This is a genomic window from Pseudomonas sp. G7(2022), from assembly GCF_052660475.1.
Genome location: NZ_CP109659.1, coordinates 5,319,751 through 5,338,413 on the forward strand (window position 1 = coordinate 5,319,751; position 18,663 = coordinate 5,338,413).

Sequence of the window (18,663 nt, forward strand, 5' to 3'; positions counted from 1 at the left end):
CAATTCGTGTGGGAACTTATGGAGCAGCTGATGTCGTCGATTAAGGAGGTGATCCAGCCGCAGGTTCCCCTACGGCTACCTTGTTACGACTTCACCCCAGTCATGAATCACACCGTGGTAACCGTCCTCCCGAAGGTTAGACTAGCTACTTCTGGTGCAACCCACTCCCATGGTGTGACGGGCGGTGTGTACAAGGCCCGGGAACGTATTCACCGCGACATTCTGATTCGCGATTACTAGCGATTCCGACTTCACGCAGTCGAGTTGCAGACTGCGATCCGGACTACGATCGGTTTTATGGGATTAGCTCCACCTCGCGGCTTGGCAACCCTTTGTACCGACCATTGTAGCACGTGTGTAGCCCAGGCCGTAAGGGCCATGATGACTTGACGTCATCCCCACCTTCCTCCGGTTTGTCACCGGCAGTCTCCTTAGAGTGCCCACCATTACGTGCTGGTAACTAAGGACAAGGGTTGCGCTCGTTACGGGACTTAACCCAACATCTCACGACACGAGCTGACGACAGCCATGCAGCACCTGTCTCAATGTTCCCGAAGGCACCAATCCATCTCTGGAAAGTTCATTGGATGTCAAGGCCTGGTAAGGTTCTTCGCGTTGCTTCGAATTAAACCACATGCTCCACCGCTTGTGCGGGCCCCCGTCAATTCATTTGAGTTTTAACCTTGCGGCCGTACTCCCCAGGCGGTCAACTTAATGCGTTAGCTGCGCCACTAAGAGCTCAAGGCTCCCAACGGCTAGTTGACATCGTTTACGGCGTGGACTACCAGGGTATCTAATCCTGTTTGCTCCCCACGCTTTCGCACCTCAGTGTCAGTATCAGTCCAGGTGGTCGCCTTCGCCACTGGTGTTCCTTCCTATATCTACGCATTTCACCGCTACACAGGAAATTCCACCACCCTCTACCATACTCTAGCTCGCCAGTTTTGGATGCAGTTCCCAGGTTGAGCCCGGGGATTTCACATCCAACTTAACGAACCACCTACGCGCGCTTTACGCCCAGTAATTCCGATTAACGCTTGCACCCTCTGTATTACCGCGGCTGCTGGCACAGAGTTAGCCGGTGCTTATTCTGTCGGTAACGTCAAAATTGCAGAGTATTAATCTACAACCCTTCCTCCCAACTTAAAGTGCTTTACAATCCGAAGACCTTCTTCACACACGCGGCATGGCTGGATCAGGCTTTCGCCCATTGTCCAATATTCCCCACTGCTGCCTCCCGTAGGAGTCTGGACCGTGTCTCAGTTCCAGTGTGACTGATCATCCTCTCAGACCAGTTACGGATCGTCGCCTTGGTGAGCCATTACCTCACCAACTAGCTAATCCGACCTAGGCTCATCTGATAGCGCAAGGCCCGAAGGTCCCCTGCTTTCTCCCGTAGGACGTATGCGGTATTAGCGTTCCTTTCGAAACGTTGTCCCCCACTACCAGGCAGATTCCTAGGCATTACTCACCCGTCCGCCGCTGAATCCGGGAGCAAGCTCCCTTCATCCGCTCGACTTGCATGTGTTAGGCCTGCCGCCAGCGTTCAATCTGAGCCATGATCAAACTCTTCAGTTCAAACATCTTTGGGTTTTTAAGAAACCCTAAACTTGGCTCAGCAATCGTTGGTTACATCTTTGATTTCTCGCGGAGTAACTTGTGATGCTGATAATCTTGTTGACTATCAGTCTGACTCCACAAGCACCCACACGAATTGCTTGATTCAGTTGTTAAAGAGCGGTTGGTTAAGAGCTTTCATCTCAACCGAGGCGCGCATTCTACAGCAGCCTCATTTGCTGTCAAGTGATTATTTTCAGAAGTTTTCGAAGATTTCTTCAACAACTTCAACCACTTGCGCTTCCGATCTCTCGTCAGCGGGAGGCGAATTCTACAGCGTTACACGCTGCTGTCAACACCTCTTTTTCTCCGCTTTCGACCGAGAAGATCGAACCGCTGAAAGCGCCAGAAGAACCGGCATTTCCAACTCCTTCCAGGCCTCGATGATCTGAAGTAAACCGCTATCGAAAACCGTGCAACTCATTGAATCTCAAGGAGTTTTCGTTTCGACTGCGCCGGAAGTGGGGCGAATTATAGACCTCCAGAATCTGCCGTCAACACTTAATTTCGTTTTTCTTGCAGAACCTGTCGTTTACCCAGCAAACGCGGGATTCGACGGCCTACCGGCGGGAGGCGCAACATGAGAAGCAGTCCACCTATAAAGGCATAGACCGCCCACTCCTTAAGATCAGCACGCACAATCCACAGCATATGCAGCAACCCAAGCCCCAGAATCAAATAAGCCAATCGATGCAACTTCTTCCAGCGAACACCCAAACGACGCTGGCTATAACGATTGGACGTCACCGCCAATGCCAGCAATCCCAGAAACCCGAGCGTACCCACGATAATGTAAGGGCGCTTGCGCAACTCCACACCCAATTGCGACCAGTCGAATCCAAGGATGAACGCCATATAGCTGCATAAATGCAAAACCACATACGCGAAACACCACAACCCCAGCTGTCGGCGCACAGCAATCCACCCCGCCCACCCGGTGAGCTTCTGCAAAGGCGTCATGCTCAACGTGATCAGCAACAATACCAAGGTCCCAAGCCCAAGCCGATCGACCAGAACCTTTCCCGGATCCGGCCCGAGCAGATCCTCAAAGGCCTGATAGAACCACCACAACGGCCAGATGGCCGTTGCAATAAAAACGCCCACACGCCAGAACGGATATCGCATCAGTAATTCTTCCGCAGATCGAGCCCTGTATATAAAGAAGCGACTTCATCCGAGTAGCCGTTGAACATTTGTGTATCACGCACATTCGGCTTGAACAGGCTATTAGGAAGACGTCGCTCCCGAGCCTGAGTCCAGCGAGGATGATCCACCGTCGGGTTCACATTCGCATAGAACCCGTACTCATTTGCCGCAATGCTTTGCCAGGTCGTCTTGGGCTGCTCACTCACCAGACTGATCCGTACGATGGATTTGACACTTTTGAAGCCATACTTCCACGGCACTACCAGACGCAAGGGCGCGCCGTTCTGATTCGGCAGTTCACGGCCATACATGCCCACAGCCAGGATCGCCAACGGATTCATCGCCTCATCCAGGCGCAAACCTTCTACATAGGGCCAGTCGATCAGAGCAAATCCTGAACGCTGTCCGGGCATACTCTTGGGATCCTGCAAGGTTTCAAAACGAATGTATTTGGCATTGGACGTTGGCTCCACCTGCTTGAGCAGCGCCGATATGGGAAAGCCGATCCAGGGGATGACCATCGACCAGGCCTCGACACAGCGCAGGCGATAGATACGCTCCTCCAACTGATAAGGCTTCATGAAGTCCTCCAGCGCATAGCGCCCCGGCTTCCCCACCTCCCCGTCCACCACCACACTCCAGGGTTCGGTTTTCAGCAATCCGGCATTAGCTGCCGGATCACCCTTGTCGGTACCGAACTCATAGAAGTTGTTGTAATGGGTGGCGTCCTTGAAGGGCGTGATGGCCTCATCCTTGACGTTCACGGCGCCCCATTTAATAGAAGGCAGCTTTTCGGAAAACCAGACAGGCATCTTTCCGGGCTCGACATCGGCATAACGGACGGCCTCTTCGGCACTGGCCCAACGCGGCAGGCTGCCCACAGCCAGGCCGGCCGCTGTAGCACCGAGCAATTGCCGCCGAGAGAGATAAATGGATTCAGGCGTGACGTCCGACTCATGGCAGTCGGACGCTTTGGGGATTTTGATCAGCATGACAACTCCGCAGTTTTGGAGGACAGATGCACCCATAGACTGCGGAGTATGAGGGAAATTACATCACTCGACGTTTTTGTGGCGACGAAGATGCAACAGGTACTGCACAGGCCCCGAAGCCGCATAGGCAAGGAACACCAGCAGCAGAATGCGCGGCGGATCGCTGAACACCACGGCGAACACCAGCACCACCGCCAGGATCGCAACGAATGGCACGCGTCCCTTCAGGTCCAGCTCCTTGAAGCTGTTGTACTTGATGTTGCTGACCATCAGCATGCCGGCAGCCGCGACCATCAACGCAACCAGGAACGACATCTTCGATCCCTGTATTCCGTAGTCGCTGAATGCCCAGACAATCCCCGCCACCACACCGGCAGCAGCCGGGCTGGCCAGTCCGATGAAGTAGCGTTTGTCAGCAGTGCCGACCTGAGTGTTGAAACGTGCCAGACGCAGCGCCGCACCCGCCACATAGATAAAGGCTACCATCCAGCCGACCTTGCCCATGTCACCCAGCGCCCAGCCGAATGCCAGCAATGCCGGCGCGACACCAAAGGCAACCATATCCGACAGCGAGTCGTACTCGGCACCGAATGCACTTTGTGTATTGGTCATGCGCGCCACACGGCCGTCGAGACCGTCGAGCACCATGGCGACAAAAATCGCGATGGCTGCGAACGCGAAGTACTTGCTCGCATTCGCCGCGTCCCCGGCGCTCAAGGCCGCCTGGGCACTCATCGAGTTGATAATGGAATAAAACCCTGCGAACAGGTTCGCAGTGGTGAACAGATTCGGCAGAAGATAGATACCACGATGCCGGACTTTACGACCTTCTGCGTCATGCCCTTCTTCGACATGTTCATCGATGGGCAGCAGGCTTTCGGCGTCTGAAGCCTGGTTCGGCTCTTCGGGGCGTTCGCTCATGGACATTACCTTGCAACGGATTGGACATTTTCGACAGGTGTCTGGGACGACGGTTCGGCCACAAACGATGCAGCTTTATACCAGAACCGTCCGCCCATACGAAAAAACGCGGCCGAAGCCGCGTTTTTTTTTCACACAAGGGTCGACGACTTAGTTTTTGGCTTTGTCGACGATCTTGTTGGCACCGATCCACGGCATCATGGAGCGCAGTTGCTCGCCGATGATTTCGATACCGTGAGCGGCGTTGTTACGACGCTTGGCGGTCATCGAAGGGTAGCCGGTTGCGCCTTCGCTGATGAACATTTTGGCGTATTCGCCGTCCTGAATACGTTTCAGGGCGTTGCGCATGGCCTGACGGGACTCGGCGTTGATCACTTCCGGACCGGTCACGTACTCGCCGTACTCAGCGTTGTTGGAGATCGAGTAGTTCATGTTGGCGATACCGCCTTCGTACATGAGGTCAACGATCAGTTTCAGTTCGTGCAGGCACTCGAAGTAAGCCATTTCCGGCGCGTAGCCAGCTTCTACCAGGGTTTCGAAACCGGCTTTAACCAGTTCAACGGTACCGCCGCACAGAACGGCTTGTTCGCCGAACAGGTCGGTTTCGGTCTCGTCCTTGAAAGTGGTTTCGATGATGCCGGTGCGGCCACCGCCAACGCCTGCAGCGTAGGACAGTGCAACGTTCTTGGCGTTGCCCGAGGCGTCCTGGTAGATCGCGATCAGGTCAGGGATGCCGCCGCCTTTCACGAACTCGGAACGTACGGTGTGGCCCGGAGCTTTCGGCGCGATCATGATCACGTCGAGGTCGGCACGCGGAACAACCTGGTTGTAGTGGATCGCGAAGCCGTGGGAGAAGGCCAGGGTGGCGCCTTTCTTGATGTTCGGCTCGATTTCGTTCTTGTACAGCTGGGACTGGAACTCGTCCGGGGTCAGGATCATGACCAGGTCGGCGCCGGCAACAGCGGCAGCCACGTCGGTCACTTTCAGGCCGTGGGCTTCTGCCTTGGCAACGGTGGCCGAACCTTTACGCAGACCGACCGTAACGTCGACACCGGAGTCTTTCAGGTTGCATGCTTGAGCGTGGCCCTGGGAGCCGTAACCGATGATGGCAACTTTCTTGCCCTGGATGATCGACAGGTCGCAGTCTTTATCGTAGAAAACTTTCATGAATTTCCCCTTTATATCCAGGCCGTTCAGGCCATTCGCTAATTTGGTTTAGATGCTGAGTACTTTGTCGCCGCGGGCAATACCGGTGACGCCACTACGGACGGTTTCCAGAATCGATGCGGTGCCGATGGACTGAATGAAGCTGTCGAGCTTGTCGCTGGTACCGGTCAGTTGAACGGTATACACGCTGGCGCTGACGTCGACGATCTGTCCACGGTAGATATCGGTGGTGCGTTTGATCTCGGCGCGCTGGGCGCCAGTGGCCTTGACCTTGACCAGCATCAGTTCACGCTCGATATGAGCGCTTTCCGACAGGTCCACCAGCTTGACCACTTCGATCAGCTTGTTCAGGTTCTTGGTGATCTGCTCGATGATTTCATCGTGGCCGACAGTGGTCAGCGTCAGACGCGACAGGGTCGGGTCTTCGGTGGGCGCCACGGTCAGGCTTTCAATGTTGTAGTTGCGCTGCGAAAACAGGCCGACTACACGAGACAAAGCACCAGGTTCGTTTTCCAGAAGCAAGGAAATAATGTGCCGCATGATTAGGTACGCTCCGTCTTGCTCAGCCACATATCGCGCATCGAGCCGTCTTTGATCTGCATCGGGTAGACGTGCTCGCTGGTATCGACCGAAATATCGATCACGACCAGGCGATCCTTCAGGGCGAACGCTTCTTCCATCTTCGACTTCAAATCTTTCGATTCGGTGATGCGCACGCCGACGTGGCCATAGGCCTCGGCCAGCTTGACGAAATCAGGCAGCGATTCCATGTACGAATGCGAGTGACGGCTGCCGTAGCTCATGTCCTGCCACTGACGCACCATGCCCAGGACACCGTTGTTCAGGATGACGATCTTCACCGGCAAACCATATTGCAGGCAGGTCGACAACTCCTGGATGTTCATCTGGATACTGCCTTCACCGGTGACGCACGCAACATCGGTGTCAGGGAAGCTCAGCGCGATACCCATCGCGGCCGGCAGACCAAAGCCCATCGTGCCCAGACCACCGGAGTTGATCCAGCGGTTCGGCTTGTTGAACTTGTAGTACTGCGCAGCAAACATCTGGTGCTGGCCCACGTCGGAGGTCACAAAGGCGTCGCCCTTGGTCACTTCGCACAGGGTTTCGATCACGGTCTGTGGCTTGATCTTGCTGCCGTCGCCCTTGTCGTAAGGGAACAGGCCGCGATCACCGCGCCACTCATCAACCTGCTTCCACCAGCTGGTGATCGCTTCCTTGTTCGGGGTTTCGCCGATTTCCTTGAGGATCGCGACCATTTCGGTCAGGACGCTCTCCACCGGGCCAACGATTGGCACGTCAGCCTTGATGGTCTTGGAAATCGAAGCCGGGTCGATGTCGATGTGAATGATCTTGGCGTTCGGGCAGAACTTCGGCGCGCCGTTGATCACGCGATCGTCGAAACGCGCACCGACAGCCAGGATCACGTCGGCATGGTGCATCGCCAGGTTGGCGGTGTAGCTGCCGTGCATGCCGAGCATGCCGATGAACTGACGGTCAGTGCCAGGGTAGCCACCCAGGCCCATCAAGGTATTGGTCACTGGCAAGTTGAGCATTTGCGCCAGCTCGGTCAGCGGCGCGGAGCCGTTGCCGAGAATCACGCCACCGCCGGAGTACAGCACAGGACGCTTGGCCGCCAGGAGCATTTCTGCCGCCTTGCGGATTTGCCCGGAGTGACCGCGAACGGCCGGGCTGTAGGAACGCAGTTTGGCTTTCTTCGGGAAGATGTATTCGAACTTCTCGGCCGGGTTGGTCATGTCTTTCGGGATATCGACCACGACCGGACCCGGACGACCGGATTGCGCCAGGTAGAAGGCTTTCTTCATGACTTCCGGGATTTCGGACGCGTGCTTGATCATGAAGCTGTGCTTCACGATCGGCCGGGAGATACCGATCATGTCGGTTTCCTGGAACGCGTCGGTGCCGACCATGGTGCTTGGCACCTGACCGGAAATGATCACCATCGGAATCGAGTCCATGTAGGCCGTGGCAATACCGGTGATGGCGTTTGTGGCGCCTGGACCGGAAGTCACCAATACCACGCCGGCCTTACCGGTGGCACGGGCGTAGCCGTCAGCCATATGGGTAGCCGCTTGTTCGTGACGAACCAGGATGTGGGTCACTTCCGGTTCTTTGAACAGGGCATCGTAAACATGAAGGAGAGCACCACCCGGGTACCCGTAGATATATTTGACGCCTTCGTCACGCAAGAAGCGGACGAGCATCTCACCGCCAGATAAAAGCTCCACGTTGTTCACCTCTAAAACGCCAGAATACCGTCCACAGAAAAGCGAACGGGTCTTAATAGGTTTACTTCTCGGCAGAGCATGAGCGACGGTGGTCGCCGACTACGTCAGCACTGACTGAGCAAGTATTGGGATCGTCCCAAGTGTTGCGGGCCTTTCCCACCCAGCGCGAGGTAACGCGTTGCGGGTGTAACAGGTCGACGCGGATATGCGCCTCATGATCTGCCGAGAGGGTCTGCTTCTGGCAGTCCCTGTACAGCGGACTTTGGATTCTTCTGTTTCGCCCTCTCCAAGTCAAGCCGTCTTTAGGCCTAATTGTGGGTAAGCACATGAGAACGCAAGAAAAAACCTGAAAAGCGCTACTCTGTTAGCGTCAATTGCGCAATTTTGCCAAGGAATCAGCATGCGAACGCTCCTCGTCACTCTGCTGATCGGCCTCAGCCCCTGGTGCATGGCCGGTCAGATCTACAAGTGGGTCGATGCCCAAGGTGTCACGCACTTCGATGCGCAACCACCACAAGGTCAGTCTGCAACGACAGTACAAACGCCGCCCTCGTCTTCCCCGCGTCCGGCAGCCATGCCAGGCAGCGGCCCGCTGGGGGATCAGAAAGCCATCGATGACAAGGTCAAAAAACAGGTCGCCGAGCAACAGGACCAGCTCAAGGTCTTTTGCGAACAGGCGCGTACGAACCTGGCGCAGTTGCAGAACAATCCGCGCCTGAGGGAGGAAACCGAGGGAGAGTTGCGTCGACTGAGCGATACGCAACGTCAGGAGCGAATCGCAGAGACGCAGAAAAAGATTGCCGAAAACTGCCAGTGATCACTGGCAGCCGGCTGCTCAGCGTGAAGCAGTGATCAGCAGATCGAACTCTTTGAGCAAGACCTGCAACTGCCGATCCTTGCCCTGCAGATTACGCTGGGCGAAGACCATTTCGGCCATTTCCTGAATGCCCGAGGCATTGGGCAATGGCAGGTTCTGCTCGAGGATGATCTTCATCCGGGGCAGGAAGATCCATTGCAGCCACTGCTCGAAATCGAGCGTGTCGACCGAGAATGGCTCGACGCTGCTCAAGGCTTCGACCGAAGGCTGGACGTCATCCCACCAGCCCTGGGCGCGCAATTCACGCTCGATCAACAACAGTTGATCGGCGACTTTCGAGAAACGCGCGTCCATCACAGCGAAACCCTGGCCTTCTGACGGGCCAGAGCGGCGCCGGCGGAATCACCCTGTTTTTCGCGAGCTTGAGCAATAAGCTCCCACAGGCTGGCCTGCAAGTCCGGACGGCCGTTGGCCATGGTCAGCGCGCGGCGGGCGGTCTGCTCGGCTTGCGGAGCGTCGCCTTGGGCCATACGCACTTGCGCCAGGCGGTAGAGCACTTGCGGCTCACGCGGCGCAACGCGTTGAGCGCGCTCGAGGCTGGAGGATGCGCCATTCAAGTCGCCGCCGGCCTGCTGTTGCTGCGCAGTGGTCAGCAAAGCGAGTACCGGGCCGTCCAGTTGCTCATCGGCAGACAGACCGCCGCTGCTGCCGGCTGAAGGAACACCACTCGGCGTCGAAGGCATGCTGTAGCTGCCGGAGCTGATCGGGGCAGACTCGACCGGCGAAGGATTGTATGGCCCCGGCGTGATACCTCCGGAGGCAGGGCCCGGAACGATCGGCGACGTGCTGATCGGCGCCGATGTCGTGGCGCCGCCGCCCGGCACCATCACCACCACGCCGGTATCGCCTTGCGGAATGGCCTGGGATTGCGCCTGACCTTGTACCGGGCGCTTGACCGTCGTCTTGCGGAAACCGCCATTGGCCGACAGACGCTCACTGTTGGAGACGGTCGTCCCCGCATCCACCACCGGGATCGAACCACGCTGTACGGTGGAGCAGCCGCTGAGCAAAGCCACGGCGGTCACCGCTGGAATCAACCACTTGTTCACTTGAAACCCTCTTCGCTTAATTCATCCAGCCCTTGACCCAATCCATCACCGACTCGCCCGACGCAGGGCTTTCGCCCGCACAGGAAGCGCCGGGTGGCGGTTCGCTGCCGCGAATATACGGCATCTGCACGGCGCCCGGACAGTTGGCATCAGAGCCCTGACCGGTACGCGAATCGACCCACGCCTGTACCACGTTGTCCGGCTGTGGCATGTCCAGCGGCAGCGGATCGGCCTTGCGCATGAAGCTGGTCCAGACCTGCAGGGCACCGGTAGCACCGGTGAACGGCGTCTTGCCGTTATCGTCACGTCCGAGCCAGACCACGGCCAGCAGATCCTGACTGAAACCGGCAAACCAGCTGTCGCGCGAATCGTTACTGGTACCGGTCTTGCCGGCCAGCGTCAGCGTCTTGGGCAACACGTTGTAGACCGAGCTGCCGGTACCTTCGCGCATCACACGCTGCATGGCGTTCTGAATCAGGTAGATCGACGCCGGATCGAAACGCTGTTCGATCTGGAACGGATAACGCTTGAGCGGCTCGCCCTCGGCGGTCAGCACACTGCGGATTCCGCGCATCGGCGTATTGAAGCCACCGTTGGCGAGGGTCTGGTACATGGTCGCCACTTCGATCGGCGTCATGCCCCCGGCACCCAGCAGCATCGACGGGAACGCCGGGAACTCGCGGGTCACACCCAGGCGCCCGATGGTCTTGAGGACATTCGGAACACCCACCGCCAGCCCTAGACGCGAAGTCGACAGGTTGTAGGAATGCGCCAGCCCTTGATAGAGGAACACCGTACCGTGTGAGCGACGATCATAGTTCTGCGGTTTCCAGACCTGGCCATCAGCACCCTTGATGGAAAGCGGGTCGTCCGACAGCCAACTGGTGAGCGTGTACTGACTCGGCTTTTCCAACGCCGTCAGATAAACCGCAGGTTTGACCAGAGAGCCAATCGGGCGCACTGCATCCAGGGCTCGGTTGAACCCGGCGTAACTGGCCTGGCGGCTGCCGATCATCGCCTGGACTTCGCCGGTTTCCGGGTTGGTCACGACCATCGCCGCTTCCACGTCATCGGGCCCCTTGCGGCCGGAAAGACGTTTGAACGTGTCATTGACCGAGGCTTCAGCCTTCATCTGCAGGATCGGGTCGAAACTGGTGAAGATCCGCAGGCCTTCTTCGGTCAAGTCCTCGTCACGGTAGTCTTCACGCAACTGGCGTTTGACCAGATCGATGAAGCCCGGGAACGAGCTGTCGGCCAGCTTGCCGCGCGAGGTCACGCCCAGCGGCATTTTCTTTGCTGCCTCCACCTGTTCGGCAGACGCAACACCCTGCTGCTCAAGCACGTCGAGCACCAGGTTACGCCGCTCCAGCGCCCGCTCCGGGTTGCGCCGCGGGTTGTAATAGGACGGGCCCTTGACCATGCCGACCAACAGCGCGACCTGATGCAGTTTCAGCTCGGACAATGGCTGGCCGAAGAAGAACTGACTGGCCAGACCGAAACCGTGCACTGCACGCTGTCCGTCCTGACCGACGAAGACTTCATTGAGGTACGCCTCAAGAATTTCCTTCTTGTCGTAATGCAGCTCAAGCAGCATCGCCATCATCGCTTCGGTGAGCTTGCGGGTCAGGCTGCGTTCGTTGGTGAGGTAGAAGTTCTTGACCAGTTGCTGAGTCAGCGTACTGCCGCCCTGGGTCATCTTGCCGCCGGATGTGTTGACCCAGATCGCCCGGGCAATCGACTTCGGCGAGACGCCCCAGTGACTGTAGTAATCCCGGTCTTCCACGGCGACCAGGGTTTCCAGCAGGTACGGCGGCACCTGATCGAGCTTGATCAGAATCCGGTCTTCAAGGTTTTTCGGGTAGATCCCGCCGATCAGCAGCGGCTCCAGACGCACCACCGACAGCTTCGATCCGTTCGTCGCCGACAGTTCGGCCACGTAATCACCGGAGAAACGCACGCGCACCGGTTGCGGTTTCTCGAGGCCTTCGTAGAACTGGAAGCCACGGGTATTCAAATCGACGGTGTTGCCGTTGACCGCCGCAGCGCCGGGGCCATTGCTCACGGCTTCGCGGCGATAGCCCAGGGCATCGAGTTCGGTGAGGAAATCGTCCTTGCTCAACTTCTGTCCGACGAACAGCTCGAGCGGGCGCGCGTACACCTTGGCCGGGATGGTCCAGCGCTTGCCGGAAAACTTCTCCTGCACCACGGCATCGAGGTAAACGGCGAAGCCGGCCAGCACCACAAGGCCGACCAGACTGAGTTTAAGGGCCCAGCCCAACCATGGGCGCAGGCCCCGGGAAGGTGGTTTTTTAGGGGTACGGGGGGATCGAGTACGAGTCATGGCGGCGGATTATACGCACTTTATTCATACTCAACAGGAGCGCTCCGAGGTTTGCGTCGGGCGGGCGAGCGGCCATAATGGCGACCTCGAATTTCCCCAGTCTCTGAAGGATCGCCCGTGAGCCAGTCCCTGATCGCTGCCCTGCAAAACCCGGCCCTATACCCGCACCCTGTCGAAGGGTTTCAGGTCATCGAAACCCATATTTCGTGGGTTCTGCTCACCGGTCCTTACGCTTATAAAGTGAAGAAACCGGTGAATTTCGGTTTTCTCGATTTCACCAGCCTCGAATCACGCGAGCATTTCTGTGGCGAGGAGCTGCGACTGAATCAGCGCCTGACCGACGATTTGTATCTGGAAGTGTTGCCAGTGACCGGCAGCGCCGAAGCACCACAACTGGGCGGCGAAGGCCCGGCCATCGAATACGTGCTGAAAATGCGCCAGTTCCCGCAAACCGGTCTTTTGAGCACCCTGCAAGCCAATGGCGAACTGACCACCACACACATCGACGAAATGGCCGAGCAGATCGCTCGTTTCCACCTCAATGCGCCAAAGGTTCCGGCCGAGCATGAAGCCGGTACCCCGGATGCTGTCATGGCGCCGGTCTCGCAGAACTTCGAACAGATCCTGCCGTTCCTCAGCGACAAGAACGATCTGCTGCAACTCGAAGCGCTGAAAGCCTGGGCCGAAAGCAGCTTCGAACGCCTCAAGCCACTGTTCGCCCAGCGCAAGGCCGAGGGCTTCACCCGCGAATGCCACGGTGACATCCACTTGGGCAACGCCACCGTCATCGACGGCAAAGTGGTGATCTTCGACTGCATCGAGTTCAACGAACCGTTCCGCTTCACTGACGTCTGGGCCGACACTGGCTTCCTGGCGATGGACCTGGAAGACCGTGGCCTGAAATCCCTGGCCCGTCGTTTCATCAGCCAATACCTGGAGCTGACTGGCGACTATCAGGGTCTGGAAGTGTTGAACTTCTACAAGGCGTACCGAGCGCTGGTTCGTGCGAAGGTTGCGCTGTTCAGCATGCCTGCCGACGCAACCCCGGTGCAGCGCGCAACGACCCTGCGCCAATATCGCAACTACGCCAACCTGGCGGAAAGCTACAGCACCATTCCTTCGCGCTTCATGGCGATCACCCACGGCGTATCCGCTGTGGGCAAAAGCCACGTTGCCATGCGTCTGGTCGAAGCGCTGGGCGCGATTCGCCTGCGTTCCGACGTTGAACGCAAGCGTCTGTTCGGCGAGCAAACCGTTGCCAACGATGTTCAGGCCGGGATCTACAGCGCCGATGCCAGCACCGCGACTTATGCTCGTCTGCATGAAATCGCCGAAGTCATCCTGCACGCCGGTTTCCCGGTGGTGATCGACGCCACGTACCTCAAGCGCGAACAACGCGACAACGCCGCCAAAGTTGCCGAAGCCACCGGCACGCCTTTCCTGATCCTCGATTGCAATGCTCCACAGGCAGTGATCGAGAGCTGGCTGGCGATTCGTCAGGCAGACAAGAAGGATCCGTCCGACGCGACCCTCGCCGTGATCGAAGCACAGCAGGCTAACCGCGAAGCCCTGACGCCGGATGAAATCCTGCGCAGCAAACGCGTGCAGACCAATGAATCCGGCACTCTGGACACCGTCGTGGCGCAGATCCGCCAGCGTCTGCCAGGTCTGTAAGAAACTATTTCGGCCGTGAAGCCCTCGCTCGCTTCACGGCCGTCAAATAGTGGCACTATACTGGCGTCATAAAACCAACAGGTGATACGACATGAGCCAGCCGAAACTTCTCGACACCCCGCTTTATGCCTTGCTGCACAAAGACGACATCGCAGGTTTCAACAATGAACGCCCGAAAGACGGCCCGATCGACATGGTCGGCGGTGATTTTCGCGGCCTCGACCTGCGTGAACTGAACGCCGATGGCGTGGATTTCCGGGACGCCTACTTCCGTTCCGCCGACCTGCGCGGCATCGACTTTCGCAACGCTTCGCTGGAAGGCGCGAGCCTGGCGCATGCGCAGATTTCCGGTGCCTACTTTCCGCCGGAGCTAAGTGCAGACGAAATCCTGATGTCGATGAATTTCGGTACGCGCCTGCGTTATCGTACCCGCTGATCTTTTGGAAACCTGAACCGTCCAGCGCCCCCGCTTTGCGCTGGATTGCGTGCCATTGGTAATTCTCCCTCGCCCTCCCCATCCTGATTCATCCGCGGAAACTGACCTTTCTTAGAAGCGTTTGCGTTGAATCCGACCAAACAACCACGCTTTTCCTACTGATGGCTACACTCCTGAGAAGATCGCCCACGCACCATTCGGCCGTCGCAAGGAGGCTTGATGAATGATGAACTGCAACACCTGAAGAATCTTGGCAAGACGTCGGCGCAATGGCTGCATGCCGTGGGCATCCACAGCGCCTCGGATCTGCGTCGCCTTGGCGCCGTGGATGCCTATCGGGCCGTGCGCACACGCGGGTTCCGGGCGTCGAAGGTGTTGTTGTATGCGATCGAAGGGGCTTTGATGGATGTGCACTGGAACGACATTCCAGCCGAACGCAAGGACGCTCTGAACAAACAGCTGGAAGCCATTTCCTCTCGCCACAAGAACTGACGGGCACTGACAGTCATGTACCTGCTCGGGGAACAATCGGCCCAGGCCGATGCATTGATCAACCACTTGCAGAGCTTGCCTGCGCAATGGCTTGAAGGCCTGGAGCCGTGCGGGCCGCCGCTGGAATTTGAAGCCACGGATGATCTGTTGGCACGTTTGCCGGACGACCAGCTGTTTTTGCTGACGCAAGGTGTCATCAACGGGCGACTCTGCGGTCGCGGCTTGTTTTACTGGCACGAGGGAGATTTGATCGGCCTGCAACAGGGTCCGGGATGGGCGGATTGCAGCTTGTACGCCGATAACCCGCTGACTTTACGGCCTTATCACCGAAGCGATTTGTTTCAACATGTGTATGGCGACTTTTCGCGCTCGGAACAGTTTCTGCGCTACCTGCTCGGGCAAATGGCACTGCTGGCGCATGCAGTCGCCGAGTTCAAGCCGCGCGAGTTTCGCAGCACCAATGGTTTCAAGCGGGTCGAAGCCGGAGACGTTCTGATCCGCGAGGGCGATGTCGCCGACCATGTATTCGTGATTATCGAAGGACACGCCGAAGCGTTTGTTAACGGACACAAGGTAGGCGACGTGCCCAAGGATGAAATATTCGGCGCAATGGCCGTGTTCACCGGCGAACCGCGCAACGCAACAGTCATTGCCCGGCAAGCGAGCACCGTGATGCTGATCCCCGGCGATCAGTTTCTGAGCATGACCCGCAGCAATCCGAAAATCGCCCACAGCCTGATCGAAAGCATGGCGCGGCGCATCGACGAGCTCAACAAGCAGCTGACGGGATCGAACAGTCAGGTAACGCCCGTATACACAGGCCGTTGACGCCCTTGCCGGGACAAAACGACAGAAATGAAAAAACAGTAGTTGACTCGTTAATGAGAATCGCTATGATTATCACAACTGGTCGCGAGATCAGTCGATATTCTGAAAAGCCCTTGGTTCGGACTCTCAGATTATCTCCTCATCAGGCTAATCACGGTTATTTGACCCGGTTTTTACCGGGTCTTTTTTTGCCTGTGGAAAAGTCATTTTTTGCCGAACTGTTTACGCATTTCGGCGCAATAATCCGGTTTCGGTGTGGCGGGGGTGAACCAGACATAATCAGCCATCGCCGCCGTGATCTGACTGCCCTGCTCCGCCAGCATCAGCACCGTCGGCGCTTCGGGCGCGCCCAGATCCAGCACATGCAGCGGCACACCGACATCCTTGCGCGCGTGATACGCACCCGCCAATAACAAGGCAGGCGCGGGCGCCGCCAACAATCGCGAGGCCATGCGTCGATCCCGCTGTTGCTGAACCGCCAGCATCGCCGGCATCTGTGATGACGGCAGCAAGCCGCAGTGAGAATCGCCGATCTGCTCCAACAACGTTTCTTTCACAGATTTGGCGTTGCTGCGCTCGCCGCTCAGGACAGGAGGATCGCGATAGAACGCGCGAATTTCGATGTTATCGAGATTGGCCGCCAGCAAAGGCCAGGATTGCGTCAGGGCGAACCGAACAATCGGCCCGTAGAGATTCCAGTCCCAACCGTCCTGCCAGGCCAATGCAGCAGGAAGATCCGCCGGCGGCGTTGAGGCATGTCGTACGTCATCAACCCGCGACTGTTGATCGGGTGTCAGCATTTCCAGCAGGAGGCTGCCCTGAGGGCGCGAGTCTTCGAGGTTCTGTAACAACCACAATTGAATGGCATGGTGATCGACGTTGTCATGCTGCTCGCCGATAACCACCCGCGATGGATTGCTCAGCTGAGTCAGTAATTGCTGCGCCGTCAGCCTCTCGCCAGTGCGCAGATCCCGGATCTCGCCAACGACCGGCGGCGCCGCAACATGCTGGCAGCCTGCGAGCCACACCACCGCCAACAGCAAAGTCCTGCGCATATCTTCACCTCGATGACGAAATCAGCGGGCGATGATCAGCGGATGCCCGCGCTCCGGGTGCGGTTGCACCAGCACTTCCAGACCGAAAACCGCCTTCAGCGATTCCGGACGCAATACCTGCTCAGGTGTATCCAGTGCGACCGGGCGCCCGCCTTCCAGCAGCAGGATGCGATCACAATAGCGCGCCGCCAGATTCAGATCATGCAGGATCACCAGCACCGCCGCGCCGCGATCGGCAAATTCGCGCACTGCCTGCAGCGTCGTGTGTTGATGCAATGGATCAAGCATTGAGGTCGGCTCATCGAGCAGTAACGTCTGCCCCGCCTGCCCCGGCCAGAGCTGCGCCAGCACCCGCGCCAGATGCACCCGCTGACGCTCACCGCCGGACAGTGCCAGATAACTGCGGCCACTCAGGTGTCCGGCATCGGCCGCCCGTAATGCGGCAGCGACGATCTCGTCATCGCGCACCCGCCCGCTCTGATAAGGCAGACGCCCCATGCCGACCACTTCTTCAACGCGAAAGGCAAAATCCAGGGTCGATACCTGCGGCAACACCGCCAGCCGCTGGGCGCGCTGAGTGCCACTCCAGTGGCTCAATACCTCACCGTCCAGCAACACTTCCCCTTCATGTGCGCTCAGCTCACCGCACAACGCGCCGAGCAAGGTGCTTTTGCCGGCGCCATTCGGCCCCAGCACGCCCAGCACTTCGCCCGGTTCGAGCTGCAGGCTGACGTCGGCCAGAACGGTCTTGCGGCCACGGCGGATGTGCAGATTGTGCGCGCACAGCATCAGGCACGCCCTCGCAGCAACAGATAAAGGAAGAACGGCGCACCGATGAACGCGGTGACGATGCCGATCGGCAGCTCCGCCGGTGCCAGCGCCAGACGCGCCACCAGATCCGCCAGCAACAACAGACTGGCACCGGCCAGCACCGATGCCGGCAGCAATACCCGGTGATCCGGCCCCGCGAGCAAGCGCACCAGATGCGGCACCACCAATCCGACAAAGCCAATCATGCCCGCCGCGGCCACCGCTGCGCCGACGCCCAGCGCCGTGCAAAACACCAGTTCACGCTTGAGCCGCTCGACATCGATCCCCAGATGCCCGGCTTCCGACTCGCCAAGCAGCAATGCATTGAGTGCCTTGGCCCGACGCGGAAGCCAGAGTGCAACACCGGCAGTGATGATCAGCAGCGGCCACAACCGCGCATAACTCGCGCCGTTAAGGCTGCCCAGGTTCCAGAACGTCAATGTGCGCAATGTTGCGTCGTCGGCCAGATAGGTAAACAACCCCACCGCCGAACTCGCCAGCGCCGTCAGAGCAATACCCGCCAGCAACATGGTCGCCACATGGGTCTGCCCGTTGCGGCGACCGAGGCGATAGACCAGCGCCGTCACGCCGAGCCCGCCAAGAAACGCGCAAACCGACAGCAGATAAGGCCCGAACCACTCGGGCAGACCGCCGAAAAACGAACCGCCGACGATCGCCACCGCAGCACCCAACGCCGCGCCGCTCGAGACGCCGACCAACCCCGGATCGGCCAGCGGATTGCGAAACAGCCCCTGCATCGCCACCCCGGACAGCGCCAGCACACCGCCAACTGCCAACCCGAGCAGCGTACGCGGCAAACGAATCTGCCCGAGAATCAGCTCAGCCTGCTCCAGCCCGTCCGGCGCCAGCGGCACACCGATCATGCGCAGGGTAGCGCGCAAGGTATCAAACAACGGCAGGCTGACCGGCCCCAACGCCAGCGACAGCCAGATCGCCAGCAAACACAGCAGGATCAGGCCGATGAACAAGC

The 18,663-nt window shown here is 58.4% G+C and carries 17 protein-coding genes and 1 rRNA gene; 5 read left to right on the top strand and 13 right to left on the bottom strand.

All coding sequences use genetic code 11. From position 1 onward, the window contains the following. Positions 1 to 41: 41 nt before the first annotated feature. The 7 genes from NE357_RS24325 to NE357_RS24355 form a co-directional block, all read right to left on the bottom strand. Positions 42 to 1,578: ribosomal RNA gene (locus NE357_RS24325) — 16S ribosomal RNA — on the bottom strand. Positions 1,579 to 2,118: 540 nt separating this feature from the next. Beyond that, the gene (msrQ, locus tag NE357_RS24330; RefSeq protein WP_169431931.1) at positions 2,119 to 2,742 is read right to left on the bottom strand and encodes a protein-methionine-sulfoxide reductase heme-binding subunit MsrQ; all 624 of its coding nucleotides are present in this window, start codon (positions 2,740 to 2,742) and stop codon (positions 2,119 to 2,121) included. Continuing rightward, a complete protein-coding gene (gene msrP, locus NE357_RS24335; RefSeq protein ID WP_169431932.1) occupies positions 2,742 to 3,755 on the bottom strand; it encodes a protein-methionine-sulfoxide reductase catalytic subunit MsrP in 1,014 nt (337 codons plus the stop codon). Before msrP ends, msrQ begins: the two co-directional genes overlap by 1 nt. Before the next feature lie 63 nt (positions 3,756 to 3,818). Beyond that, positions 3,819 to 4,676 carry a CDP-diacylglycerol--serine O-phosphatidyltransferase gene (gene pssA / locus NE357_RS24340; protein ID WP_065261609.1) on the bottom strand — a complete coding sequence of 286 codons (858 nt, stop codon included), beginning with the start codon at positions 4,674 to 4,676 and terminating at the stop codon, positions 3,819 to 3,821. 150 nt (positions 4,677 to 4,826) lie between these two features. Further along, on the bottom strand, positions 4,827 to 5,843 hold the full coding sequence (gene ilvC, locus NE357_RS24345; RefSeq protein WP_007959661.1) for a ketol-acid reductoisomerase: 1,017 nt from the start codon (positions 5,841 to 5,843) through the stop codon (positions 4,827 to 4,829). 48 nt (positions 5,844 to 5,891) lie between these two features. Beyond that, entirely contained in the window at positions 5,892 to 6,383 is a 492-nt protein-coding gene (ilvN, locus tag NE357_RS24350; protein WP_003205610.1) for an acetolactate synthase small subunit, read from the bottom strand. Between the two features lie 2 nt (positions 6,384 to 6,385). Further along, on the bottom strand, positions 6,386 to 8,110 hold the full coding sequence (locus tag NE357_RS24355) for an acetolactate synthase 3 large subunit (protein ID WP_169431933.1): 1,725 nt from the start codon (positions 8,108 to 8,110) through the stop codon (positions 6,386 to 6,388). Between the two features lie 400 nt (positions 8,111 to 8,510). On the opposite strand from NE357_RS24355, the gene NE357_RS24360 reads away from it, so the two are divergent. Further along, positions 8,511 to 8,927: a DUF4124 domain-containing protein gene (locus NE357_RS24360; RefSeq protein WP_169431934.1), complete on the top strand. Its 417-nt coding sequence runs from the start codon at positions 8,511 to 8,513 to the stop codon at positions 8,925 to 8,927. A gap of 18 nt (positions 8,928 to 8,945) precedes the next feature. On the opposite strand, the gene NE357_RS24365 is transcribed toward NE357_RS24360, so the two are convergent. Genes NE357_RS24365 through mrcB form a run of 3 tightly spaced genes read right to left on the bottom strand, consistent with a single transcriptional unit; the run spans position 8,946 to position 12,377 of the window. After that, positions 8,946 to 9,281, bottom strand: coding sequence for a YqcC family protein (locus NE357_RS24365; protein ID WP_085712134.1), 336 nt, complete (start codon positions 9,279 to 9,281; stop codon positions 8,946 to 8,948). After that, a complete protein-coding gene (locus tag NE357_RS24370; RefSeq protein ID WP_169431935.1) occupies positions 9,281 to 10,036 on the bottom strand; it encodes a tetratricopeptide repeat protein in 756 nt (251 codons plus the stop codon). The genes NE357_RS24365 and NE357_RS24370 overlap by 1 nt, the downstream gene beginning before the upstream one ends. Before the next feature lie 16 nt (positions 10,037 to 10,052). After that, on the bottom strand, positions 10,053 to 12,377 hold the full coding sequence (gene mrcB / locus NE357_RS24375; RefSeq protein WP_169431936.1) for a penicillin-binding protein 1B: 2,325 nt from the start codon (positions 12,375 to 12,377) through the stop codon (positions 10,053 to 10,055). A 117-nt stretch (positions 12,378 to 12,494) separates the two neighbouring features. Between mrcB and NE357_RS24380 the strand changes: the two genes are divergently transcribed. The 4 genes from NE357_RS24380 to NE357_RS24395 all read left to right on the top strand — a co-directional run bounded on the left by NE357_RS24380 (position 12,495) and on the right by NE357_RS24395 (position 15,807). Further along, a complete protein-coding gene (locus NE357_RS24380; RefSeq protein WP_169431937.1) occupies positions 12,495 to 14,051 on the top strand; it encodes a bifunctional aminoglycoside phosphotransferase/ATP-binding protein in 1,557 nt (518 codons plus the stop codon). Positions 14,052 to 14,142: 91 nt separating this feature from the next. After that, positions 14,143 to 14,487, top strand: a complete 345-nt coding sequence (locus NE357_RS24385; protein WP_108563258.1) for a pentapeptide repeat-containing protein — start codon at positions 14,143 to 14,145, stop codon at positions 14,485 to 14,487. 219 nt (positions 14,488 to 14,706) lie between these two features. Further along, positions 14,707 to 14,979 (top strand): TfoX/Sxy family protein, encoded by a 273-nt coding sequence (locus NE357_RS24390; protein ID WP_003228231.1) that lies wholly within the window; start codon positions 14,707 to 14,709, stop codon positions 14,977 to 14,979. Positions 14,980 to 14,994: 15 nt separating this feature from the next. After that, complete coding sequence (locus NE357_RS24395) at positions 14,995 to 15,807, top strand: Crp/Fnr family transcriptional regulator (RefSeq protein WP_169431938.1); 813 nt, start codon at positions 14,995 to 14,997, stop codon at positions 15,805 to 15,807. Between the two features lie 203 nt (positions 15,808 to 16,010). Here NE357_RS24395 and NE357_RS24400 read toward each other — a convergent pair whose 3' ends face one another. The 3 genes from NE357_RS24400 to NE357_RS24410 are packed head-to-tail and all read right to left on the bottom strand — an operon-like array spanning position 16,011 to position 18,634. After that, positions 16,011 to 16,862 (bottom strand): ChaN family lipoprotein, encoded by an 852-nt coding sequence (locus NE357_RS24400; protein ID WP_169431939.1) that lies wholly within the window; start codon positions 16,860 to 16,862, stop codon positions 16,011 to 16,013. 21 nt (positions 16,863 to 16,883) lie between these two features. Next, positions 16,884 to 17,651 carry a heme ABC transporter ATP-binding protein gene (locus NE357_RS24405; RefSeq protein ID WP_169431940.1) on the bottom strand — a complete coding sequence of 256 codons (768 nt, stop codon included), beginning with the start codon at positions 17,649 to 17,651 and terminating at the stop codon, positions 16,884 to 16,886. Continuing rightward, positions 17,651 to 18,634 (bottom strand): FecCD family ABC transporter permease, encoded by a 984-nt coding sequence (locus tag NE357_RS24410; protein ID WP_169432707.1) that lies wholly within the window; start codon positions 18,632 to 18,634, stop codon positions 17,651 to 17,653. Before NE357_RS24410 ends, NE357_RS24405 begins: the two co-directional genes overlap by 1 nt. Positions 18,635 to 18,663 lie beyond the last annotated feature (29 nt).